22 protein-coding genes are annotated in these 23,563 nt (G+C 59.9%); 12 read left to right on the plus strand and 10 right to left on the minus strand.

The genetic code is table 11. The annotated features are described in order from the left end of the window. Positions 1 to 21 precede the first annotated feature (21 nt). Genes folX through folM form a run of 3 tightly spaced genes read right to left on the minus strand, consistent with a single transcriptional unit; the run spans position 22 to position 1,693 of the window. A complete protein-coding gene (gene folX / locus AD666_RS13095; RefSeq protein WP_053152347.1) occupies positions 22 to 402 on the minus strand; it encodes a dihydroneopterin triphosphate 2'-epimerase in 381 nt (126 codons plus the stop codon). After that, positions 403 to 963 carry a GTP cyclohydrolase I FolE gene (gene folE, locus AD666_RS13100; protein WP_053152349.1) on the minus strand — a complete coding sequence of 187 codons (561 nt, stop codon included), beginning with the start codon at positions 961 to 963 and terminating at the stop codon, positions 403 to 405. 19 nt (positions 964 to 982) lie between these two features. Continuing rightward, positions 983 to 1,693 carry a dihydromonapterin reductase gene (gene folM / locus AD666_RS13105; protein WP_053152352.1) on the minus strand — a complete coding sequence of 237 codons (711 nt, stop codon included), beginning with the start codon at positions 1,691 to 1,693 and terminating at the stop codon, positions 983 to 985. Between the two features lie 162 nt (positions 1,694 to 1,855). Here folM and AD666_RS13110 point away from each other — a divergent pair, with 162 nt between their 5' ends. Then, positions 1,856 to 2,815, plus strand: coding sequence for a MerR family transcriptional regulator (locus AD666_RS13110; RefSeq protein ID WP_053153226.1), 960 nt, complete (start codon positions 1,856 to 1,858; stop codon positions 2,813 to 2,815). A gap of 52 nt (positions 2,816 to 2,867) precedes the next feature. Here AD666_RS13110 and AD666_RS13115 read toward each other — a convergent pair whose 3' ends face one another. Both AD666_RS13115 and AD666_RS13120 read right to left on the minus strand, forming a co-directional pair. After that, positions 2,868 to 3,473, minus strand: coding sequence for a hypothetical protein (locus AD666_RS13115; protein ID WP_053152354.1), 606 nt, complete (start codon positions 3,471 to 3,473; stop codon positions 2,868 to 2,870). A gap of 52 nt (positions 3,474 to 3,525) precedes the next feature. Beyond that, the gene (locus AD666_RS13120; protein ID WP_053152356.1) at positions 3,526 to 4,002 is read right to left on the minus strand and encodes a PAS domain-containing protein; all 477 of its coding nucleotides are present in this window, start codon (positions 4,000 to 4,002) and stop codon (positions 3,526 to 3,528) included. A 156-nt stretch (positions 4,003 to 4,158) separates the two neighbouring features. On the opposite strand from AD666_RS13120, the gene AD666_RS13125 reads away from it, so the two are divergent. From AD666_RS13125 to AD666_RS13140, 4 genes are all read left to right on the plus strand, one after another. Next, positions 4,159 to 4,614 carry a flavodoxin gene (locus tag AD666_RS13125; protein ID WP_053152358.1) on the plus strand — a complete coding sequence of 152 codons (456 nt, stop codon included), beginning with the start codon at positions 4,159 to 4,161 and terminating at the stop codon, positions 4,612 to 4,614. A 153-nt stretch (positions 4,615 to 4,767) separates the two neighbouring features. Next, on the plus strand, positions 4,768 to 5,550 hold the full coding sequence (locus AD666_RS13130; RefSeq protein ID WP_053152360.1) for a class II aldolase/adducin family protein: 783 nt from the start codon (positions 4,768 to 4,770) through the stop codon (positions 5,548 to 5,550). After that, complete coding sequence (locus AD666_RS13135) at positions 5,550 to 6,452, plus strand: alpha/beta fold hydrolase (RefSeq protein ID WP_053152362.1); 903 nt, start codon at positions 5,550 to 5,552, stop codon at positions 6,450 to 6,452. Before AD666_RS13130 ends, AD666_RS13135 begins: the two co-directional genes overlap by 1 nt. Positions 6,453 to 6,634: 182 nt before the next feature. Then, entirely contained in the window at positions 6,635 to 7,546 is a 912-nt protein-coding gene (locus AD666_RS13140; RefSeq protein WP_053152365.1) for an SDR family oxidoreductase, read from the plus strand. 42 nt (positions 7,547 to 7,588) lie between these two features. Here the strand turns inward: AD666_RS13140 and AD666_RS13145 are convergent, their stop codons facing one another. The 3 genes from AD666_RS13145 to AD666_RS13155 form a co-directional block, all read right to left on the minus strand. Next, the gene (locus AD666_RS13145; RefSeq protein ID WP_053152366.1) at positions 7,589 to 8,356 is read right to left on the minus strand and encodes an N-acetylmuramoyl-L-alanine amidase; all 768 of its coding nucleotides are present in this window, start codon (positions 8,354 to 8,356) and stop codon (positions 7,589 to 7,591) included. Between the two features lie 194 nt (positions 8,357 to 8,550). Then, the gene (locus AD666_RS13150) at positions 8,551 to 8,808 is read right to left on the minus strand and encodes a hypothetical protein (RefSeq protein ID WP_053152368.1); all 258 of its coding nucleotides are present in this window, start codon (positions 8,806 to 8,808) and stop codon (positions 8,551 to 8,553) included. Continuing rightward, on the minus strand, positions 8,805 to 10,778 hold the full coding sequence (locus AD666_RS13155) for an S-type pyocin domain-containing protein (RefSeq protein ID WP_053152370.1): 1,974 nt from the start codon (positions 10,776 to 10,778) through the stop codon (positions 8,805 to 8,807). The genes AD666_RS13150 and AD666_RS13155 overlap by 4 nt, the downstream gene beginning before the upstream one ends. A 607-nt stretch (positions 10,779 to 11,385) precedes the next feature. Between AD666_RS13155 and AD666_RS13160 the strand changes: the two genes are divergently transcribed. From AD666_RS13160 to AD666_RS13170, 3 genes are all read left to right on the plus strand, one after another. Further along, positions 11,386 to 13,179, plus strand: coding sequence for a DUF1302 domain-containing protein (locus AD666_RS13160; protein WP_053152372.1), 1,794 nt, complete (start codon positions 11,386 to 11,388; stop codon positions 13,177 to 13,179). Positions 13,180 to 13,201: 22 nt separating this feature from the next. Continuing rightward, positions 13,202 to 14,569 carry a DUF1329 domain-containing protein gene (locus AD666_RS13165; RefSeq protein ID WP_053152374.1) on the plus strand — a complete coding sequence of 456 codons (1,368 nt, stop codon included), beginning with the start codon at positions 13,202 to 13,204 and terminating at the stop codon, positions 14,567 to 14,569. 164 nt (positions 14,570 to 14,733) lie between these two features. Then, positions 14,734 to 17,286: a LuxR C-terminal-related transcriptional regulator gene (locus AD666_RS13170; RefSeq protein ID WP_053152377.1), complete on the plus strand. Its 2,553-nt coding sequence runs from the start codon at positions 14,734 to 14,736 to the stop codon at positions 17,284 to 17,286. On the opposite strand, the gene AD666_RS13175 is transcribed toward AD666_RS13170, so the two are convergent. Continuing rightward, positions 17,276 to 18,070: an IclR family transcriptional regulator gene (locus tag AD666_RS13175; protein ID WP_053152379.1), complete on the minus strand. Its 795-nt coding sequence runs from the start codon at positions 18,068 to 18,070 to the stop codon at positions 17,276 to 17,278. The genes AD666_RS13170 and AD666_RS13175 overlap by 11 nt on opposite strands. A 116-nt stretch (positions 18,071 to 18,186) precedes the next feature. Between AD666_RS13175 and hmgA the strand changes: the two genes are divergently transcribed. From hmgA to maiA, 3 genes are read left to right on the plus strand one after another with little or no spacing between them, the layout of a single operon-like run. After that, positions 18,187 to 19,491 (plus strand): homogentisate 1,2-dioxygenase, encoded by a 1,305-nt coding sequence (gene hmgA / locus AD666_RS13180; RefSeq protein ID WP_053152381.1) that lies wholly within the window; start codon positions 18,187 to 18,189, stop codon positions 19,489 to 19,491. A 3-nt stretch (positions 19,492 to 19,494) separates the two neighbouring features. Further along, positions 19,495 to 20,799 carry a fumarylacetoacetase gene (gene fahA, locus AD666_RS13185; protein WP_053152383.1) on the plus strand — a complete coding sequence of 435 codons (1,305 nt, stop codon included), beginning with the start codon at positions 19,495 to 19,497 and terminating at the stop codon, positions 20,797 to 20,799. An 11-nt stretch (positions 20,800 to 20,810) separates the two neighbouring features. Next, entirely contained in the window at positions 20,811 to 21,446 is a 636-nt protein-coding gene (gene maiA / locus AD666_RS13190; RefSeq protein WP_053152385.1) for a maleylacetoacetate isomerase, read from the plus strand. Positions 21,447 to 21,495: 49 nt separating this feature from the next. Here the strand turns inward: maiA and AD666_RS13195 are convergent, their stop codons facing one another. Continuing rightward, positions 21,496 to 22,299, minus strand: a complete 804-nt coding sequence (locus AD666_RS13195; protein ID WP_053152388.1) for a SirB1 family protein — start codon at positions 22,297 to 22,299, stop codon at positions 21,496 to 21,498. Positions 22,300 to 22,485: 186 nt separating this feature from the next. Between AD666_RS13195 and AD666_RS13200 the strand changes: the two genes are divergently transcribed. Beyond that, positions 22,486 to 23,505, plus strand: a complete 1,020-nt coding sequence (locus AD666_RS13200) for a Glu/Leu/Phe/Val dehydrogenase dimerization domain-containing protein (RefSeq protein WP_053152390.1) — start codon at positions 22,486 to 22,488, stop codon at positions 23,503 to 23,505. Positions 23,506 to 23,563: the final 58 nt, after the last annotated feature.

Consider the following 23,563-nt stretch of genomic DNA (forward strand, 5'->3'; position numbering starts at 1 on the left):
GTGGCTTGCTGCTTGAAGCGACTACGAAGTCGCCCTGCTTGCCGCCAACGTAATCGAGACCGACTCGGCAAATCGCAAGGCGTGGGGTTTGTCGACTTCCACTTCGGCGTATTGCACCGATTCGTTGCTCATGACCAGGTCCAGCAATTCCTGGGTCAAGCGTTCGAGCAGGGCGAAGCGATTGCCTTCCACGTGGGCAATGATCGCCTTGGTGATGGTGCGGTAGTTCAGGGCGTGATCGATGTCGTTATCACGCACCGCGTCCTGGGCCGGGTAGAGGATGGTCAGGTTGATCAATACATCCTGCTTGTTGAGGATTTCGTCCTCGTTGATACCGATGAAGGTACGCAGGCGCAGATCCTTGACCCGGATGCGCGCCATGGCTGGCTGGAGTTGTGGCATTTAGTTGCTCCGTCGAATCAATTGCAGGAATTCCTGGCGGGTGGTGCTGGACTCGCGAAAGGCGCCCAGCATGACCGAAGTGTTCATGGTCGAGTTCTGTTTTTCGACACCGCGCATCATCATGCACATGTGCTGGGCTTCGATCACCACCGCCACGCCGGCGGCCTGGGTCACCTGCTGCACCGCATCGGCGATCTGCCGGGTGAGGTTTTCCTGGATCTGCAGGCGACGGGCGAACATGTCCACCAGCCGGGCGATTTTCGACAGCCCCAGGACCTTGCCTGTAGGAATATAAGCCACATGGGCCTTGCCGATGAAGGGCAGCAGGTGATGTTCGCACAAGGAGTAGAGTTCGATGTCGGCGACGATCACCATTTCATCGCTGTCCGAAGCGAACAGGGCACCATTGACGATCTGCTCGACGCTTTGCTCATAGCCATGGCAGAGGTACTGCATGGCCTTGGCGGCACGCAGCGGCGTGTCCAGCAACCCTTCGCGCTCCGGGTTTTCGCCCAGGCCGATGAGAATCTCGCGGTAATTCTGGGGCAGGGTTAGCGCCATGATGACTCCTCGAAACAAGCTACTTGACGTGCCGCCCGCCGTTGACGGTCAGGGTAGTGCCGGTGACATAGGGGTTGTCCAGCAGGTAACGCAGGCTCTGGTAGATCACTTCGCTGCCGGGCTCGATGCCCAGCGCTGACTTCGCCAGGGCCTTGGCGCGGTAATCCGCATCGTCATCGGCATTGAACAGTAGCAGGGCCGGGGCGATACCGTTGACCTTGATGGCCGGTGCGTACTTCGCCGCAAACGACAGGGTCAGGCTTTCGAGGCCGGCCTTGGTGGCGCAATAGGCTATGTGTTTGCTGCTGCCCTTGCGGGTGACGTCATCACTGATGTGCACGATGTCCGCCGGGGTCGAGCGTAGAAGCATCTCGGCGCAATGCAAGTTGATCAGGTACGGCGCGAGCATGTGCACACCGAACATGGCCGTGAAGGCGCTGGTTTCGTCGCCGGGGGGTTCGGCCAGCCACGCCGAGGCGTTGTGCACGATAGCCCGTAGCCGGTCGGTGTGCTGCTTGAGTTGTTCGATAAAGGCCAGGATCCCGGCTTCGCCGGAAAAATCGGCGTACAGCACGGTCGCACCGAGATCCCGCAGCGTTTGTACGCCCGGGCGCTCGGTACGATAGGTGGCGATCACCGGATGGCCTTCTTCAAGCAGGCGCTGGGCGCAATGCAAGCCAACGCGCTGGGCTGCGCCGGTGAGCAGGATCGGAGCGTTTGCACTGGGCATGGGACGGCTCGGTTCAAAGCAGGTCCAAAACTATAACAGCCGCTGTGGACCTGTACCTACGAGCGCCTTTGACAAATCCGCGGGTCGATCAGCGTTGCGCTTGTCATCGTATGACTAAGAAGGAGTAAGATAGGATCCAATTCGCCATGGATGACTTCCAAGATGAGCGTAGTGTCCGACGATAAGATCCTTTTCCGGGCTTCACACGCTATGGAACGGGAGGATCTGTTTCCAATTCGCGAGGTGTCTCGACTGACCGGCGTGAACCCGGTGACATTGCGTGCATGGGAACGCCGCTATGGTCTGATCCAGCCGACGCGTACCGAAAGCGGCCACCGCCTGTATTCCCTGGGGGACATCGAGAAGGTCCGCACCATCCTGGCGTGGATCGATCGTGGCGTGGCGGTAAGCAAGGTGAGCAAACTCCTGGCCAGGGCCGATTCGGTGAAATCGGGCATCCCCTCTATCCCATCCGGTCGGGTAATCAGTGACTATGCCCAGTGGCAACAGCAGGTGGCCGATGCAGTCAGTAACTTTGACGATATGCAACTGGACCGCGTCTATGGGCAGATCTTTTCCACCTATTCGGTGCCGATCGTATTCCAGAACATATTGATGCCGCTGTGGGGACAACTGCTGCAACGCCAGCAGGAGTTCGGGCAAGCCAGCGAATGGCTGTTCTACGACGGTTTCCTGCGTTCGCGCGTCGCGCAGCGACTTTTACTCAAGCGTGACTCCCCATCGCGACGTATTCTGATCACGGCCATCGCCGGTCAATGCCGCGAACTGGAGTTATTGATCACGGCGCTGTTCCTCTCCAAGGCGGAAGTGGGCATCCGATTATTGACGGTCGGGCAGCCGTTCGATGAGCTGGCCCTGGTGTGCCAGAAGGTAAAGCCTGTGGCGTTGGTATTGGTGTCCAACCATGCGCCGGCGCCTGAGCTATCCAAGCGCTTGAACAAACTGGCGATGAGCCTGGATTGTCCCTTGATGCTGGCGGGCGATGCTTCCGATTTGATCCAGGACAGTCTGGCGGGGTCGTCCATCGGCTGCCTGGGTAATGAGGGGACGGTGATGCGCCAGCGCCTGCGTCAACTATTGGCGGGAAACCTGGACACATAAGGCCAGATGAACACGGGCCGAACGAATGTTTCAGGCCCTGGCCGGACGAAGCCTACACATGCATGGCCGGGTGGGTCAGACGATGTTGTTGGAGAATGTACTGACGCAGGCGCTCGGTCTCGTCCTGGTCATCCTGGCTCAGATGGTAGGCATACAGGCCCTGATGGGTTTCCCGTTCGAAGGTGCCGCGCAATGAAATTCTTTCGTAGCCTGATGGGCTGAACCACAGGGCGAATTGCTTCGGTGGCTTGATGCGGCTGCGGTTCTCAAGCAGCACCCCCTTGCACGACACCTCGTGGACCCATAAAGGTACTGGCTGACCCTTGGCGTTCTCCAGCGCCACCGGTTCTTGGAGCGCCAGGCGCCAGGGACGCACCTTCGGACCGTCTTCGTAGATGCTCGGTACGCCCAGACGCAAGTGCATCGCGTGAAATTCGTCCTCCACCAGATGCAACGGGAAAGTCATCTGCTGGTTATCGAAATGGGCTTGCAGCGTGACCTGTTCGTTTGCCGCCAGACGCGTCAGCAGGTCACGGATCTGCGATCCGCCATTGACCAGCAGGCTCGACGTGACATCCCGTTCGTTCAGTTGCGGGTTGTGCTGCATGGTCCGGATGAAGTCCAGCTCATCCTGGGTCAAAAGGGCGTCGCGCTGCATGGTGTGCTCGGAATGTTTTTACATGTTTACGGTCGAGTGTAGCGATTGACTCTTAATTCGCCGTTTTGTTTGAGCCGTTTGTCGCTTCCAGCCGCGCAATCGTGGCCCTGGCGTCCGCCAGTTCCTTTTCCAGCTGGGCGATGCGCTTTTGCGCCTTGACCTGGGCTGTCACGTCTTTTTGTACGCCGACGAAGTAGGTATTGCCATCCGCTTCGCTCTTTACCGTGGACAGCGACAATTCGTTCCAGAACGCAGTGCCATCCTTGCGATAGTTGCGAAGCACTTCCCGGCAGGCGCCGCCTTGTTTCAATGTTCTGCGTATATGCTCCAGCGCTGGCTGGTCGCGATCACCCGATTGCAGGAAGCGGCAATCCTGATACAGGATTTCGTCGCGGCTATAACCGGTCAGTCGTTCGAAGGCCGGATTCACATAGATCAGAATATTGTCTTCGTCGCCTTCCTTTTCAGCGATGACGATTCCGTCATTGGAAGCGTTTATCACCAGTTGCATCAGTTGCCCGTTAATCATGGATCTCGTCCTTTTGAAATCCTTGGAAATACAGCATTTTAGAAGAAACCGATGGGCTGTCCAATGGCCATTATGCAGTTGGACGTCAATCGCAGCCTTATCGCTCAGCCTGTTACTATCCCGACTCTTTTTCATATCAGGTTCAGGACCACGCTGATGAAAATCGCCATCCTTTGCGGCTCGGTATACGGCACTGCCGAAGAAGTCGCCCGGCACGCCGCCACACTGCTCGGTGGGGCCGGTTTCGAAACGTTGTGCAATCCCCGAGCGACCTTGGCGGACATCCAGGCATTCGCCCCCCAGGCTCTGCTGGCCGTGACATCCACCACCGGAATGGGGGAACTGCCGGATAACCTGATCCCCTTGTATTCGACCATTCGCGATCAGTTGCCCGCATTTTTTCGTGGCTTGCCCGGCGCTGTGATCGGTCTGGGGGATGCCAGCTACGGCGATACATTCTGCGGCGGTGGCGAGCAGATGCGTGAGTTGTTCGCCGAGATTGGAGTGTCCGAGGTGTTGCCCATGTTGCGTCTGGATGCCAGCGAAAGCGTCACCCCGGAAACCGATGCCGAGCCATGGCTGGGGGAATTGATCGAGGTATTGCGTCGCTGAAGGAAGGTGGCCTGCGCACCGGGCGGTGTGACTCGCTCGGTCAGTAAGCTGGCTGCAAAGGCAACTAGCACCCTCATCATAGCTGACTAGACTCATCCTCTTGTGCACGGCTTGTTCGTGACACCTTATAACGATAAGCCAGAGGTCAGAGCCGTGAGCGTAGCGCCCATCCAATCGACACTCAGCATCAAGGAACAAGTCAGTGCAGCGGAATGGCAGACTCGGGTCGACCTGGCCGCCTGTTACCGGTTGGTCGCGTTGCACGGCTGGGATGATCTGATTTTCACGCATATCTCCGCAAAGGTTCCCGGCACCGAAGATTTCCTGATCAACCCGTTCGGGATGATGTTTCATGAAATCACCGCGTCGAGCCTGGTCAAGGTCGACCTGGCCGGTAACAAACTGATGGACAGCCCTTACGAGATCAATCCGGCCGGTTACACGATCCACAGTGCGGTGCACGAGGCGCGGCACGATGTAGCCTGTGTTTTGCATACTCACTCCGCCGCCGGTGTCGCCGTATCGGCACAGAAGCAAGGGGTGCTGCCCATCAGCCAGCAATCGGTGTTCGTATTGTCGAGCCTTGCGTATCACCCTTACGAAGGTGTGGCACTCAACCCCGAAGAGAAGGCTCGCCTGCAGGCCGACCTGGCCGACAACAACTTCATGATGCTGCACAACCACGGGTTGTTGACCTGTGGCGGCACCATTGCCGATACCTTCCTGATGATGTTCACGTTCCAGCGCGCCTGTGAGATCCAGGTGTTGGCGCAGAACGGCGGGGCGGAGTTGATTGCCATTGAGCCGCCGATCCTGGCCGGTGCCCGGGCGATGATCGCCGGGGTCACCAAGAGCGCGCAGGGCATGGGGGGTGTGCTGGCCTGGCCGGCATTGCTGCGCAAACTCGATCAGCAAGACCCGGGTTATAAAAACTGATGCCCATGGTACAGGTTCCCCTGCGTATCTGGCGCCAGCGTGGGCAGACCTTCATGTTCCGGGGGCACGCCATTCGGTACTGGGTGGCGGGGCAGGGTGAGCCATTATTGTTGATCCACGGATTCCCCACGGCTAGTTGGGATTGGCATTACCTGTGGCAGCCCCTGGCACAGCGTTATCGGGTGATCGCCTGCGACATGCTCGGGTTCGGCGATTCGGCCAAGCCGGTGGACCACGTCTACAGCCTGCTGGAACAGGCCGATCTGCAGCAGGCACTGCTGGCGCATCTGAATGTGAGGCAAGCGGTCCACGTGCTGGCTCACGATTATGGGGACAGCGTGGCCCAGGAGTTGATCGCTCGCCATTGCGAGGCGCGGATCGACATTGCCAGTTGTGTGTTCCTCAATGGTGGCCTGTTTCCCGAAACCCATCGTCCGGTGCTGGTGCAGAAGTTGTTGCTCAGCCCTTTGGGCTGGCTGGTGGGCCGGGCTGTTTCCCGAGAGGATATCGCCAAGAGTTTCCGGCAAATCTTCGGTCCGTGGACAGGTCCCAGCGAAAGCGAACTGGACGACTACTGGAGTTTGGTGCAAAGCCATGACGGACCGCGGATCATGCATAAGCTCATCCGCTACATTCCCGAGCGCCGTGTGCAGCGTGATCGCTGGGTGCAGGCGATGCAGCGTGGCGAAGTGCCTATGCGTGTCATAGATGGCGCGTTCGATCCGATTTCCGGTGCGCACATGGTGGCGCGCTATGAGGCGCTGATTCCGAATGCGGACACGGTGCTGTTGCCTGACATCGGCCACTACCCCCAGGCCGAAGCCCCGGTGCAGGTACTCAAGCATTACCTGGCGTTTCGTGCAGGAATCGCCGGTCCGGTCCGGCAAAGGGTGTACTCGTGACTTCTGTTTCAGGGCGATGACGTTGAGCCAAGCCAAGGCATTTTTTGCCCAGCGAGGCGCGCAAGCATCATCCCCTCACCTTATCGCCCACCATTCACTCTCAGCCGAGTTGATTGAAGACCGTCCCCCCTGTACCGGACACTCGGGCTTTGCAAACCATTCGGCCTGCTGGAGTTCTGCCCATGAGTGAATCTGTGCGCTTCGAAGATAAAGTGGTGATCGTCACCGGCGCTGGCGGTGGCCTGGGGCGGGCTCATGCCTTGCTGTTCGCCAGGCAGGGGGCCCGGGTGGTGGTCAACGACCTCGGTGGTTCCGCCCAGGGGGAGGGGGCCAATGCCTCGGCGGCAGACCGGGTGGTGACTGAGATTCGCGAAGCCGGTGGTATCGCCGAGGCGAACCACGATTCGGTCACCGATGGCGACAAGCTGGTACAGAACGCGCTCGACGTGTTCGGCCGGGTCGATGTAGTGGTCAACAACGCCGGTATCCTGCGGGACAAGACCTTTCACAAAATGGATGACGCCGATTGGGACCTGGTCTACCGCGTCCATGTCGAGGGCGCCTACAAGGTCACCCGTGCCGCGTGGCCACACCTGCGCGAGCAGAATTATGGCCGGGTGATCTTCACGGCTTCCACGTCCGGTATCTATGGCAACTTCGGCCAGTCCAACTACGGTATGGCCAAGCTCGGTCTCTACGGGTTGACGCGGACCCTGGCCATTGAGGGGCGCAAGCACAACATCCTGGTCAACGCCATCGCGCCTACCGGCGGAACCCGTATGACCGAAGGCCTTATGCCGCCGCAGGTGTTCGAGCAACTCAAGCCTGAACTGGTCAGCCCACTGGTGGTGTATCTGGCCAGCGAAGCATGCCAAGAAACCTCCGGGTTGTTCGAGGTGGGCGGCGGCTGGATGGGCAAGGTTCGCTGGGAGCGTAGCCTCGGCGCCGGATTCGATCCGGGCAAGGGCTTTTCACCCGAGGACGTCGCCGCCCACTGGCAGCAGATCTGTGACTTCGAAAACGCCGTGCATCCCAATGACAACCTGGAAGCCTTGAAGGAAATGATGGCGAATCTGCAACGCTACGCCGTTTGATTCGTGACCTCGACCGGTTGCCGTCAGCGACGGCAACGTCGGTCAGGGAAAATACTTATTCACCAACGCCGCCAGGTTCGCAGCGGTCTCGAAGTCCATCAGCCCATCATATCTGGCCGGGCGAAAGTGCAGCTGAAAGGCGCGCACCAGGCGCTGGAAGCCCGCACTTGTCGTGGCGGCCGAAATGTCATACCCATATTTCTTGAACAAGCCGAGCAAATGCTCGCGAGGGGGCAAGCCGTTGCATTGGTAAGCCTCCAGATAGGCCCTTTGCGTCGGCTCGTCAAACCAGGCTCCGATGCCCTTGGCGTACAACGCCTGCCAGGGAAACATCGGGCCGGGATCGCTTTTTCTGCCGGCGGCGATGTCTGAATGGGCCACTACGTTGACCGGGCTGATGTCGGGATAGCGCTTGAGTATGTCGAGCGCCAACTGCTCCACGGCCTCTATCTGCTGCGGCTGATAAGGAGGAAACGTGAACTGTCCCTGGTGATCGGCGGCCAGGTTCACGATCTCCACGCCGATGGAGGTGTCATTCAAATTATTGCGATTACCCCAACTACTCACGCCCGCGTGCCAGGCGCGGTGCTGCTCGTCCACCAGATTGAAAATCTGTGGTTCGTTGAAACCTGCTTTCAAATAAGTGGGGTCGGTAAAATCCGGGATCAGGTAATGGGCGCTGACCGACGGGCCGGTCAGAGCGTTGATGGAAGAAGAGAAATTGGCGGCCGTGTAATGAAAGACCAGGAAACGAATGCGGTTGTTATAGCTTTTTCTTGAACGATAACTGCTGGAGTTTATTGGAAACATAAAGAGCTCACTGATAACTGAATAAGGTCGAAGCGACAAACTGGGACCGGTTTCAGGCTAACAATGATCGTGGGGTTGGCATGTAGTGAAGGTCTGGGTTTGATGTGGGAATAGGCGTTTGGTTTGTAAGAAAATCGAGGTCAGGAAGAAGGCGCCGCTGTTTAGGCGACGGCGCCTTCAGGGTGCGGGTAGTGTTACGTGTATCGTTTTTCTGTAAAGAATTTTGGTGCTTTCCAATTAGGACCTTTGATGCATAGTCCTTTTTCGCCGCTTTCGAGTATTCCCGCTTCGAAAAGTTTGGTGTAAATTTTTTCAAGCTCGCCGTGTTGTATAAGCTCCGGATTATGACGCCTGATCAACATGTCCAGATGTGGGTTCGCTTTCAGCAGTGCGAAGACCGTGACAATCTCTTCTAATGATTCATTTTTGACTATTTGTTCAACGGTGCTCATTGCGACATCTCCTTCAGAAGCTGTTGATAATTTTTCTGGTCCTGTAGGTCCGCTTTGGCTAAAGCGTCCGGAGTATAAAGCAATGACACGCGATCTTGGATTTTGTAATCTTCGAGTGTTGCGGTATGGGTATTATTCCAGTAGGGAGAGTTTTCTTCGGGTGTAAAATCATCAGCCAAGCCAAGGGTTCGAAATCTTTCGAGTTCCCTGATTTCATGCGTGTAGTACCGCCGATCTGTATCAGTGATACCAACTTTTCCGCTGAGAATACTTTCAAGCCGTTCGATCATGACGCCATTGGCATCTGACGGGCTCAGCCGAGCAATATGCAGCTTCACTTCTTCAACTCCTTTCCGGGTAATGGTCGCCGTCCTCCAATCCAATTCAAGAATCGGCCCACCCGCCTGCTCGGGATTGAATCTGCGTCCACTGTGCTCCCCTGTGGTCGTCGCTCCCTCATAAGGACTGCTGAATACGGTATACAGCGGAGGAATGCCCGAGTCAGCCGGGAACACTGTGACAAACCCGCCAAAGCTGTAGCGATCCAGTTCCGGGTGGCTATCGATTCGCCCGTTTCCGGCGACGGGAGTGGCGCCGTCATAGATCGTGGCGTTCGAAACGCTTGCCGGTAGCGCCGTAGAAGCATCGCCCGGTGTGACGATAGGCGTCCATGTCATTCCGATGTCGGCGTTCGGGAGGTAGGACTTGTAAGTGTTGGCTTGCGCATCGAGCGTGGCGAGTCTGACCGGCACCCTGGAGTGCTTGGAAACCCTTGAAGGGGCCGCGACGACGAACTCCGTTTTGTCTGCGACGGTCCTGGAGCCGAGGACGACGGGGAGCGTCATTTCCCTTGTTGATGTGGCGACGAGGTGCAAGTCATCGGTGTTGTCCGGCGCGAGTTCTGACAGCGGGACACTCAGGGCATACAGATCGCTGTTGCCCAGTTCCGAGGGATAAAGCAATGCCGCAATGCCGCCGACTGCCGGGCCGGCCGTTGCGGCGACGACTTCGACAATCGCCGAGACGGTGGAGCGTAGCGCAGCCTGGATGGCCAGGGTTGTTGCCGGGCTTATGGCCAAGGTGCTGCCGGAGATGGCGAATACCGGGCCGACTGCGGTTGCCGCGCCCGGCAGCAGGAATGTGCGACCAGCCAGGACTGGGCGTGTTGTTTGTGCCTGGGCCGCACGTTGAACCTCGGCTTCGGCTGCCTTGCGTGCCTGCTCTTCAGCTGCGCGTTTGGCTTCGGCCTGGGCTTTAGCGTGAGCTGCGGCAGCCGCTGCCAGGCGCTGTGTCTCTGCCGCCAGCCGTGCTCGTTCCGCCGCACGTTTAGCTTCGGCCTGGGCCCTTGCCCGAGCAGCAGCATTTGCCGCGGCCACTGCTTGGGCCTTCTTGGCCTCGGCGATGGCATGATCGATAGAAGCTAAGCGAGCATCCATTAGCCTTATCTGCTCAGCCAAAAACTTTGCCTCGTAAGCCGCGGCATAGGAAACTTTCCATTTGGCAATCGCGTCGTAATAGGCTGTGCGCCCTCCGCGTCGCCCAAGAAGTTCGAAACCCTGAAGGCGAGAATCTTGGGCGGGGTGGGTCAGGGGATCATGCCCGTAATATAAGTTGGCTATTGCTATGTGTTCTTGGTGATCGTTCCTGGCTTTGAAAAGTTGTAGCCTAAGTGTTCTTGATTCAATCTCGAGCGTGTCAGTGTCAGGGGGGACTACGGCAATGACAGCTGCTCTTGTTTTTGCGAGTTCGGTATCTGTTATATAAGTGATATTTTGCAGGTTTTCAGTATAAAGTTTCTCTGTAGCTTCATTGCTGTCAATCAGCCAGTCAATAGCATGATCGACTGCGTCGTATGCGCGGTCCCAATGGTCGCGATTTGGCACACTCCCACCGCTAAATCCGAAGCCAAAGGGTGAAGAAGTGCTACGAGGTATGCCTCTATTAACCAGAATGTTTTTTTCTTGCTGCATATCGAGTTCCTTTCGATGCGCTTGTGAGTGGTTACAGACACCACAACTCTGTATGTCGTCCCCATCTGAGGCGACGAGCAAGATTATGAGTTCTGATTCAAAAGCCAGGCAGGTGAGAGATTCCGACAGAGCTGTAGGAATACTGAATTTTTTCCACGAATAGACCTACATAAAAAAGGCCGCTGCAACAAAGCAGCGGCCTAAGCATGACGTTGCAAAGGAGCTACAAATCAACGTCGGCAAGCACGGGTTGATGGACCGATACACCCATCCATCCGAATGACGGTGCGCCAGGCGTGAGGGATGCCATGGCGGATGTTGCAGGCCCGTTACCCTGCAAGCCCGGCCAGCATAAGGACTGACCGGGCCGGGAAACAGCCCGGATCCGGACATGCACTGTTGCATCAGGCGCAATAGTGCTGCCCGCTGGGATAGGTATGCGTGGCGCTGATGACCCATCATCCAGTGCGTCCATGGACGACGCAAAGCCCCGTCCCACAAGAGCTGTAATCCTTTCGAGCGACAGCGCGAATACCTCCTTGGTGCGCTTATCGCCCGCCCCGGCCGGCAGTAGGGTGAAGGCTCTGTCACTCACCGGGGAAGACGCATGACAACAATAACAATGCGCGCCATCTTCAAGCCGCAAGCGCTGGCCGTTGCGGTGGCCTTGGGTTGCTGCGCCCAGGCGCAGGCCGTTTCATTCAACATTGGCGAGATCGAAGGCCAGTTCGACTCCTCGTTGTCCGTGGGCGCGAGCTGGGGCATGCGCGATGCCGACAAGGACCTGGTTGGCACGGTCAACGGCGGTCGGGGCCAATCGTCCACCGGTGATGATGGGCGGCTGAATTTCAAGAAAGGCGAGACCTTTTCCAAAATATTCAAAGGTCTGCACGACCTCGAACTCAAGTACGGCGACACCGGCGTGTTCGTGCGCGGCAAGTACTGGTATGACTTCGAGCTCAAGGATGAAGGCCGCGAGTTCAAGGACATCAGCGACAGCAATCGCAAGGAAGGCGCCAAGTCCTCCGGAGCCGAGCTTCTCGACGCCTTCGTCTATCACAACTACTCCATCGCCGACCTGCCGGGCACCGTGCGCGCCGGTAAGCAAGTGGTGAGTTGGGGCGAAAGCACCTTCATCGGCAACTCGATCAATAGCATCAACCCGGTGGACGTTTCTGCGTTCCGCCGTCCGGGCGCCGAGATCAAGGAAGGCCTGATCCCGGTGAACATGCTGTTCGCTTCCCAGGGCCTGACCGACAAACTCACCCTCGAGGGGTTCTACCAACTGGAGTGGGACCAGACGGTGGTCGATAACTGCGGCACGTTTTTCGGCAACGATGTTGTCGCCGACGGATGCACCACCGGCTACACGGTGGGCAGCCCGGCGATCGCGCCGTTCGTGCCGCTGACCCAGCTGTTCGGCCAGGGCATTCAAGTGGTCGACGAAGGGGTGATCATCCCTCGGGGCGGTGACCGCGATGCGCGGGACTCCGGCCAGTGGGGTACGGCGTTGCGCTGGCTCGGCGATGACACCGAGTACGGCCTGTATTTCATGAACTATCACAGCCGCACGCCAACTGTCGGCACCACCACGGCCGGTGCTTCCACGCTGGCGGCGTTGCCCGGGATGGTCGCGATTGCCAACGGTATTTTTCCGGGCAGCGGCGCCGGCCTGGCGCAAAGCGTGATGTTGGGACGTGGCCAGTACTACCTGGAATACCCCGAGGATATCCGCCTGTACGGCGCCAGCTTCTCAACCACGCTGCCCACCGGCACCGCATGGACCGGGGAAATCAGCTACCGCCCCAACGCGCCGGTACAGCTCAACACCAACGACCTGACCCTGGCCTTGCTCAATCCAATCGCCGGTGGTGCCGCATCCCCCATTGCCACGTCGGCAGGGGCGGATAATACCGGTTACCGGCGCAAGGAAATCACCCAGGTCCAGAGCACCATGACGCATTTCTTCGACCAAGTGCTGGGCGCCGATCGCCTGACCCTGGTGGGCGAGGCGGCGGTGGTGCACGTCGGCGGGCTGGAGTCCAAGGACAAACTGCGTTATGGCCGCGACTCGGTCTACGGTCAGTACGGATTCAACGGTGACACCGACGGCTTCGTCACGTCGACCTCCTGGGGCTATCGCGCCCGGGCCATCCTCGATTACTCCAACGTCGTCGCCGGCATCAACTTCAAGCCTAATCTGTCCTGGTCCCATGACGTGGCCGGCTACGGCCCCAACGGGCTTTTCAACGAAGGCGCCAAGGCCGTCAGCGTTGGTGTCGATGCCGACTACCGCAACACCTACACCGCCAGCCTGAGCTACACCGATTTCTTTGGCGGCGATTACAACGTTCTCGAAGATCGCGACTTCCTCGCGCTGAGCTTCGGCGTGAACTTCTGATCTGGCTGACAAGGAAAACCCAATGCGCAAGATGATCCTGCAATGCGGTGCCCTGGCCTTGAGCCTGCTGGCTGCGAATGTGATGGCGGCGGTCTCGCCGGAAGAAGCCAACAAGCTGGGGACGAGCCTCACGCCGCTGGGGGCTGAGAAGGCGGGTAACGCCGACGGCTCGATCCCGGCCTGGACCGGCGGCATTCCCAAGAACGCCGGTGCGGTAGACAGCAAGGGGTTCCTGGCCGACCCGTTCGCCAATGAAAAACCGCTTTTCACCATCACCGCCGCGACCGTGGACAAGTACAAGGACAAGCTGTCCGAAGGCCAGGTCGCAATGTTCAAGCGCTACCCCGAAACCTACAAGATCCCTGTGTACCCGACTCATCGCAGCGTGGGCCTGCCGCCGGAAATCTACGAGTCGGTCAAGCGCAGCGCACTTAACGTCACTGCAATCAACGACGGCAACGGCTTGGCCAATTTCACCGGTAACCGCTATTACGCTTTCCCGATTCCCAAGAACGGTGTGGAAGTGTTGTGGAACCACGTCACTCGTTATCACGGTGGCAACCTGCGGCGTGTCATCACTCAGGCGACGCCACAGACCAACGGCAGTTTCACGCCGATCCGTTTTGAAGAAGAAATTGCCGTGCCGTTCCTGATCAAGGACGCCGATCCGGAAAAGGCCAGCAACGTGCTGACCTATTTCAAGCAGGAAGTCACCGCCCCGGCACGCCTGGCCGGCAACGTGCTGCTGGTGCATGAAACCCTGGACCAGGTGAAGGAGCCGCGTCTGGCCTGGATCTACAACGCGGGCCAGCGTCGTGTGCGACGCGCGCCACAAGTGGCCTATGACGGTCCGGGCACGGCGGCCGACGGGTTGCGCACCTCCGATAACTTCGATCTGTTCTCCGGAGCGCCGGATCGCTACGACTGGAAGCTGGTCGGCAAGAAGGAAATGTACATTCCGTACAACAGCTACAAGCTCGACTCGCCCACTCTCAAGTACGACGATGTGATCAAGGCCGGACACATCAACCAGGACCTGACTCGTTATGAGTTGCACCGGGTCTGGGAAGTGATCGGTACGGTCAAGCCCAACGAGCGGCACATCTACGCCAAGCGCCACATGTACATCGACGAGGACAGCTGGCAGGCCGCGCTGGTGGATCACTATGACGGTCGCGGCCAACTGTGGCGCGTGGCCGAAGGGCATGCCCAGTTCTACTACGATCATCAGAACCCGGGTTACACCCTCGAGGCGCTCTACGATCTGATCGCCGGTCGCTACATTGCTCTGGGCATGAAGAACGAAGAAAAGCACAGTTACGTATATGGTTTCGAGGCCCGTGCGGCCGACTACACGCCGGCGGCGCTACGCTCTTCAGGCGTGCGTTAAGGTGTGATGGATGGGGTTTTGCCTGATTTGATCATCACGAACGACCGGCAGCCGCATCTGTCGGTCGTTTTTTTATGGGAGCCAATCAGCGCGCTGAATACTTCTCCAAAGGTGGACGACACAGGACTAGGGTGGTGGAAGAACAATAAAAAGGACCTGCACACATGACCGCCATGACCCCGTGCCCGGACCGTCCTGGATTGCTGCCTCGCCTGTCTGCGACGCATGTGTCGCGCAGGTCCCTGAGCGAGCCCCTGCTGACCTCGGGGGCGCGGGTGAAATTGCTGTGCGCCCCGGCAGGTAGCGGCAAGAGCGCGTTGTTCGCCGAATGCTTCCTGCAAGCCCCCAGCGACTGCCGATTGCACTGGTTGCCACTGGCAGGCGCTGCGTTGGATGGGGCGCAGATGTGCGAGCGCCTGACGCAAGCCCTCGGCTTGCCAGTGATGGATGAAGCGGGGCTGCTAAATCATCTGGCCCGTCTGCAAACCCCCACCTGGCTGTTCCTGGACGATTACTGCCGAGTGCCGAACCCCGAACTGGACCGCTTGCTCGACCGTTTGTTGAATGCCGGCAGTCCGTTGCTTCACCTGTGGCTCAATGGCCGCCGACGTCCACACTGCAACTGGACGCGCCTGCTGCTCGATGACGAGCTGTACGAGTTCGATGCCAAGGCATTGGTCTTCACGTCCGACGATATCCTCCCCTTGCTCGGTCACCTGCCCGCACCCCAGGCGATCCGCACGGCCCGCGAAGTCATACAGCGCAGCGGTGGTTGGTGCGCCGGGGTGCGCATCGCCTTGCTCGAACGCTGTGAATGGGCGCGCCGCCACGCGTCGCCAGGGCGGCCCGGGACCCTGCTCGACTACCTTGAATACGAGCTGTTCAGCACGCTGACGGCGGACCTGGCGCAAGCCTGGCGCGTGTTGGCGCATCTGCCGCGGTTCAATGCCCGTCTTTGTGAGCACCTGTTCGGGGACACCGTCGGGGTGGAATGTCTTCCCCTGTTGTTGGACCTGGGGTGTTTCATTGAACCGTGGGAACAATCCTCGGATTGGTTGCAGGTCTATCCGCCCCTGGCCCGGCTGGTACGTGACGAGCCCTGGCCGCAGGGACGTTCCTGGCATCGACGGGCCTGCCAGTGGTTCGCCGCCGAGCAGGACTGGCAGATGGCGTTCGAGCAGGCCATCCAGGCCGAGGAGTTCGAAACGGCCATCAGTTTCCTGCAGCACCTGAGTTTCGAGCATCTACTGCAGCGCAACAATGTGCTGTTGTTGCTCGACCTGCATGACCAGCAAGGCGAGGCGCTGACGCTGAGCACTCCGCAGTCGGTGGGGTTGGTCACTGCCGCGCTGCTGTTCGCCGGACGTTTCGACCAGGCATCGGTGTGCATCGAGCAGTTGACCCGCTTCCTGCCGCAACCACAGGCCTGCCAACAGAGAGAGTTGGTGGCTCGCTGGCAGGTGCTTCGGGGCTGGTTGTTGCATTTGTCGGGCGACGGCGAACGAGCCTGCGAGCACTTTCTCCAGGCCCAGGCCAACCTGGACCCGAACACCTGGGCCTTGCAGTTGCTATGCCTGTCGGGATTGACGCAGCAGGCGCTGCTCAAGGGCGAACTGGCCAGCGCCCAGTGGACCAGTCGCCAGGCGTTATGCCTGGCGCGTGCTCATGGCTCGCTGGTGTTCGAAGGTTTGCTGGAGCTGGACCATGCCCAGATCCTGGAGCAGCGTGGCGCACCTCATCGAGCCGACGCTCTGCTGAGTGCGGTCCAGGCGTTGCTTGATAAGTCGGGCCAGGATTTTTCGGCGCTCCTGGGGCGCATCGCCTTGCGCCGTGGACGCCTGGCACTGCGCATGGGCTTCGATGAGCAGGCCACCGAGCAATTCCAGTTGGGGCTGGAGACAGCGATGCGCTACCAGGACAAACAAGTGCTTTATGGTTTCCTTGGTAAAGCCAACCTGGCCGTCAACCGGGGCGATTACGGTGAGGCGTTCATGCAGTTGCGTGATGCAGAGCGGATTATGCAGCAGCGAAACATCCCCGACACGGTCTATCGAGGCGTGTTGCTGCAAACCAGTTGCCAGTTCTGGTTGCAGCAAGGGCGCCCGGAACTGGCCCATGAGGCCCTGACCCGAGTCCTTCGCCATTTTCATGGGCCCCAGGCCAAGCAAGCGCCTCCGGCGACGCTGGAGCTGATCCCGCGACTTGAATACCTGCTGGTGCTCACCGAGGTCTATCTGCATCGGGCGCAAGACCCGCAGGCGCGCCTGAAGGCAATGATCGACCGGGCGCAGCGCTGCGGCATGCATGGGCTGGAGACCGAGTTGCACCTGGCTCTGGCGGAAGTTGCCTGGCTGTCCGCCGATCATGCCCTGGCGCGCGCACTCATGCGGGAAGGACTTGAACGAGTCGCCTGCTGGCGGGCAGAGCAGGCATTGCACGAACTGGGCCTGCGCCAGCCGGAGCTGTTGCGCTGGTCACAGGCGGCGCAACCTCTCGAGACGCATGTGAGCGTGGCTGAAGAAACATTACTGAGCCAGCGGGAGCTGGAAGTGCTGGGATTGATTGCGCAAGGTCATTCCAACCAACAGATTGCCGAACAGCTGTTTATCTCGCTGCACACTGTGAAAACCCACGCGCGTCGGATCCACAGCAAACTGGGTGTGCAGCGGCGTACTCAAGCGGTGGCGAAGGCCAAGGGCATGGGGGTCATGAGCTAGCGCCATCGCATTCGTAGCCCATCCGCCAGCTCACGGCCCGAGTGGCCGCCAATAACCGTTGCGCCGCCGGGCCATGTTCGTCGGCATGGAACAGTGAAGTCGGACCGACGATGGTCATGACGGCAGCCACCTGGCCGACAGCATTGAAGACCGGGGCGGACAATGCATCCACCCCCGGCATCAGCAAGCCGTGCACATGGTGCAGGCCGCGACTGCGAATCTGCTCGCACAGGCTGCCATAGGCCTGATCATCGGCCAGGAGATGCCCATGGGTACTCTTCACTTCCTGCTCACGCAACTCGATCGTCTCACGTTCCGGCAGATACGCGCTGAACACCAGGCCGGTAGACGAGCTGAGTAACGGCAGTACCGAGCCCAGTTGCGTGACCACAGTCACCGCTCGCACGGCAGGTTCGATCCGTACCACGGTCGCACCGTGGTTACCCCACACTGCCAGGAAACAGGTTTCGTTAAGGTCGTCCCGCAGCTCGGCCAGGGGCAGGGCTGCCACCTGCAGCACGTCCATGCCGTTCAACGCCGCCAGGCCCACCCGCAGCGCTTCGCGCCCCAGGCCGTAATGGTTGGTCGCCGTGTTTTGCTCGGCAAAACCACTGGCGATCAAGGCTTGCAGGTAGCGATGAACCTTGCTTGCCGGCATCTGCACGTGTTCGGCCAGGCGCGACAGCGAGGTGGATGGAGAGAGTTCGGCCAGGGCCTTGAGAATGTCGGTACCGACTTCGGCCGAGCGGACTTTCTGTTTGCCGTTATTGAGCGGGTTTTCCATGGAGGCGCAGGGTCCAGAGGCGAATGGGCGTCTTTATAGCTTGACGGTCGCTGTCGAGCAAATTACGTTATGCGTAATTCGATTACGATAAAAATAACAGGTGTTCAGGAGGCTCCATGAACGTCGATCCCGCTGCATCGGACCTGATCTATCAATCGGGCTTTGGCAACGAATTCGCCAGTGAAGCGCTGCCGGGTGCATTGCCCGTTGGCCAGAACTCCCCGCAGAAAGCCCCGTACGGACTGTACGCCGAGCTGTTTTCCGGTACGGCGTTCACCATGGCCCGCAGCGAAGCGCGACGCACCTGGATGTACCGCATCCGGCCGTCGGCCAACCATCCGGCCTTTACCCGACTGGAACGCCAGCTCGATGGTGGTCCGCTGGGGGACGTCACGCCCAATCGCCTGCGTTGGAACCCGTTGGACATCCCCGCAGAGCCAACCGACTTCATCGACGGACTGGTGCGCATGGCGGCCAATGCCAATCAGGACAAGCCGGCCGGCATCAGTCTTTATCATTACCGCGCCAATCGCTCCATGGAGCGGGTGTTCTTCAATACCGACGGTGAATGGCTGCTCGTGCCGCAGCTGGGACGGCTGCGGATCGCCACCGAGTTGGGTGTGCTGGAACTGGCTCCGCTGGAAATCGCCGTGCTGCCTCGCGGACTGAAGTTCCGGGTCGAACTGCTCGACCCGCAGGCCCGTGGTTACCTAGCCGAAAACCATGGCGCAGCGCTTCGCCTGCCGGACCTGGGGCCCATTGGCAGCAACGGCCTGGCCAATCCACGTGACTTCCTCACACCGGTGGCCCATTACGAGAACGTTGCGCAACCGACCACGCTGGTGCAGAAGTTCCTTGGCGAATTGTGGGCTTGCGAATTGGATCACTCACCGCTTGATGTGGTGGCCTGGCATGGCAACAACGTGCCGTACAAGTACGACCTGCGCCGCTTCAACACCATTGGCACGGTCAGTTTCGACCACCCGGACCCTTCGATTTTCACCGTATTGACGTCGCCGACCAGCGTCCACGGCCTGGCCAACCTCGACTTCGTGATCTTCCCGCCGCGCTGGATGGTGGCGGAAAACACCTTCCGTCCGCCGTGGTTCCATCGCAACCTGATGAACGAATTCATGGGCCTGATCCAAGGCGCCTACGATGCCAAGGCCGAAGGTTTCCTGCCCGGTGGTGCCTCCTTGCACAGCTGCATGAGCGCCCATGGTCCGGACGGCGAAACCTGCACCAGGGCGATCAATGCCGCGCTTGAGCCGGCGAAGATCGACAACACCATGGCCTTTATGTTCGAAACCAGCCAGGTGCTGCGTCCGACTCGTTTCGCCCTGGACTGCCCGCAATTGCAAACCGACTATGATGCCTGCTGGGCCTCGCTGCCTGTCACGTTCGACCCGACCCGGAGATAAACCATGACCCAAGTATCCGCTGCCCGTAGCTGGGTCGCCTCCGCCAATGGCCATGCCGATTTCCCCCTGCAGAACCTGCCATTAGGCATCTTCAGCACGGGCAATGGCGCCCCGCGCAGCGGCGTCGCCATCGGCGATCATATCTTCGACCTGCAGGCTGCGCTCGAGGCGGGCCTCTTCGATGGCATGGCCCGCGAAGCGGTCGAGGCCATGGGCAATGCCCAGTTGAACGCTTTCTTCGAGTTGGGCCGCGCCGCCCGGGTGGCCTTGCGCGAGCGGCTGCTGACGCTGTTGGGCGAAGACAGTCCGCAGCGTGACCAGATCCTGGGCCTGGGTGAAAAACTGCTTCCCCTGGCGGCGGACTGCCAGATGCACCTGCCGGCCAGGATCAATGACTACACCGATTTCTATGTCGGCATCGAGCACGCGCAAAATGTCGGCAAGCTGTTCCGCCCCGACAATCCATTGCTGCCCAACTACAAACACGTTCCTATCGGCTATCACGGTCGCGCCTCAACCGTGCGCCCCAGCGGCACCGATGTGCGTCGCCCCAAGGGCCAGACCCTGCCTGTCGGTCAGACGGAACCGACTTTCGGCCCTTGTGCGCGGCTGGATTACGAACTGGAACTGGGCATCTGGATCGGCAAGGGCAACGCCTTGGGCGAGCCCATCGCCATTGGTGACGCTGCTGAACATATCGGTGGTTTTTGCCTGCTCAACGACTGGTCGGCGCGGGATATCCAGGCCTGGGAATACCAGCCACTGGGGCCGTTCCTGTCGAAGAGTTTTCTCACCAGCGTGTCGCCCTGGGTGGTGACGGCCGAAGCCCTCGAACCGTTCCGACGCCCGCAACCGGCGCGCCCGGAAGGCGATCCACAACCGCTGCCGTATCTACTGGACAAGCGTGATCAGGCTGGCGGGGCATTCGACATCGAACTGGAAGTGCTGCTGCTGACCGAAACCATGCGCGAGCGGAACCTGCCGGCCCATCGCCTGACGCTGAGCAACACGCGGTACATGTACTGGACCGTGGCGCAGATGATCGCCCACCACAGCGTCAACGGTTGCCAGTTGCAGGCGGGCGACCTGTTTGGATCGGGCACCTTGTCGGGGCCTGAAAGCGGACAGTTCGGCAGTCTCCTGGAAATCACCGAAGGCGGTAAAAAGCCGGTCGAACTGGCCTCCGGCGAAATACGCAAATTCCTCGAGGACGGTGATGAAATCATTTTGCGAGCCCGTTGCAGCAGGGAGGGCGTCGCGTCCATCGGTTTCGGCGAGTGCCGCGGCAAGATCCTGCCGGCGCGTTAAGGAGCAGGGGCATGGAGCTCTACACCTACTACCGCTCGACTTCCTCGTACCGGGTACGTATTGCCCTGGCGCTCAAGGGGCTGGATTACCAGGCCTTGCCGGTCAACCTGATCGCACCGCCAGGCGGGGAGCATCGCCAACCGGCCTACCTGGCGGTCAACCCGCAGGGGCGTGTACCGGCGCTACGCACCGACGAGGGCGCGCTGCTGGTACAGTCGCCCGCCATCATCGAGTACCTGGAGGAACGTTATCCACAGGTGCCGTTGCTCAACCCGGACCTGACGGTTCGGGCCCATGAGCGAGGTGTCGCCGCGCTGATCGGCTGTGACATTCATCCACTGCACAATGTCAGCGTGCTCAACAAGCTGCGGCAGTGGGGGCACGACGAAACTCAGGTGACGGAGTGGATCGGGCACTGGATCGTCCAGGGCCTGGCGGCGGTGGAACAGTTGATCGGCGACGACGGCTATTGTTTCGGCGCCGAGCCAGGACTGGCGGACGTTTATTTGATCCCGCAGTTGTATGCGGCCGAACGGTTCAACGTTTCGTTGCAGACCTACCCTCGGATTCGTCGCGTCGCGGCATTGGCGGCTTCACACCCCGCCTTCCGGCAAGCGCACCCGGCCAACCAGCCGGACACTCCCTGAGCTTGCTCCCACGGCTACAGCATTCTCTGTGCTCGCGAGGGTGCTGTGCTCAATGTACGATCGAGTTCGGTGGCAAGTGCCCCAGCCGTTCCGTCAGCCGGATCCGCTGAATCGGGTCTTCGCTGAGCATCAGGGCATGTTCCAGGTCGAAGCGTTCGGCATTGGGGCAGTCGAGCCGCTGGTACAGGCTGGCGCGGGCCAGGTAATCGGCGGCGCTGGCATCCCCCAGTTCCAATACCCGTTCGGCGTCGATCAAGGCATCGATGAACTCGTCGTTGGTCAGATGCAATTGTCGTAGGTTGCGTGACAACCGCTGGAACATCTGTACCGGTTCGGCGGTGACCAGGTGTTCGGCTTTGAGCGGCATGTTCGCCCCGTATTGGCGTTGCAGCAATTCCCTGCAGTCATTGGGATAAAGCCGGCGGCCGCCGCAAGGGTCGAGCAAATGGTCGGCGCCGGGCACGCGCAGCAGGAAATGTCCGGGGAAGTTGACGCCGACCATCGGAATTTCCAGACGTCGCGCCAGCTCCAGGGCAATCAGGGAAAGCGCCAACGGTTGCCCGCGTTTACGCGCCAGCACCTTGTGCAGTAACGCGGCGCGAGGACGCAGTGGGGTGAAGTCATCCTGGGCGAACCCAAGGTCATTGAGGCATCGCAACAGGGGCTGGCCCAGTTCCGCGACAGGGAGCATCGGCAGGTTTTGACTGACCCGATGTTGCAGGTCCACGAAATCTTTCAGCAAGGCCGGCACGTCCACATCGCGATCATGTTCGGCGGCTATCCAGAGCGCCGCTTCGAAAAGCGCCGGTGGCGAGCGGTGCAGGCAGTCGAAAAAAGCTTGGCGCGGTTTCATCACAGTCTCCGGGCATTGCCTCGTTTTTAGCTCTGCCATGGGGTTTCGTCCAGTCCCGGACTGTCATTGTTCTGGTTATTTCCGAAAAGACTGACACGTGGTACGGCTTATTCCGGCGTGCTCCAGCATTTTTCGACTACACGCCTATACTGGCGGAACAAACAAAAGTGATTCGGGAGCCTTTCGATGTTTGCTCTCATGCAAAGCTCCCGCCTTGAATCGCTGCACTTGAGCGTAGACCCGACGACCGGGTTGAAGGCGGTCATTGCCATTCATTGCAGCCGTCCTGGGCCGGCCCTGGGAGGGTGTCGTTATCTGTCTTACCCTGACGACGAAAGCGCCGTCGTCGACGCGGTGCGCCTGGCCCAGGGTATGAGCTACAAGGCAGCCCTGGCCGGCCTTCCGGTGGGCGGCGGCGTCGCAGTGATCATGCGCCCGGCCCATGTCCAGAGCCGGGCCGCGCTGTTCGAAGCCTTCGGCCGCTGCATCGAGCAACTCGATGGTCGCTACATCACTGCCATCGACAGCGGCACATCGGTGGCCGACATGGATTGCATTGCCCAGCAGACCCGCCATGTCACCAGCACCACAGCATCCGGAGACCCTGCGCCTCATGCAGCGATGGGGGTGTTTGCCGGCATCCGCGCCACGGCCATGGCGCGCCTGGGCAGCGATAATCTGGAAAGCCTGCGCGTGGCCATCCAGGGCCTGGGCAACGTGGGTTATGCCTTGGCCGAACAACTGCACGCGGCGGGCGCTGAACTCCTGGTCAGCGACATCGACCCGGGCAAGGTGCAGCTGGCGATGGAGCAATTGGGCGCCCATCCCATCGCCAACGACGCATTACTCAGCACTCCCTGCGACATTCTTGCGCCCTGTGGCCTGGGTGGCGTGCTCAACAGCCACAGTGTGGCGCAACTGCGCTGCTCGGCCGTGGCCGGCTCGGCCCACAACCAGTTGAGCAACCTGCAAGTGGCCGATCAACTGGAAAGACGTGGGATTCTCTATGCGCCGGACTATGTGATCAATTCCGGTGGCCTGATCTACGTGGCCCTGAAACATCGCGGCGAAGAGCTGCCGACCATTACGGCCCACCTGTCGAAAATAGGCGCCCGGCTGACCGAAGTCTTCGCCCATGCCCAGGCAGAGAAGCGCTCACCGGCGCGGGTAGCGGACGAACTGGCGGAGCGTCTGCTGTACAAATGAACCGATAAGAAAAGATCGCGGCCTTCCGACAGCGTGCGCTGCTGGAAGGCCGCGATCT

Source organism: Pseudomonas sp. Pf153, assembly GCF_001269775.1.
Classification (GTDB): domain Bacteria; phylum Pseudomonadota; class Gammaproteobacteria; order Pseudomonadales; family Pseudomonadaceae; genus Aquipseudomonas; species Aquipseudomonas uvaldensis.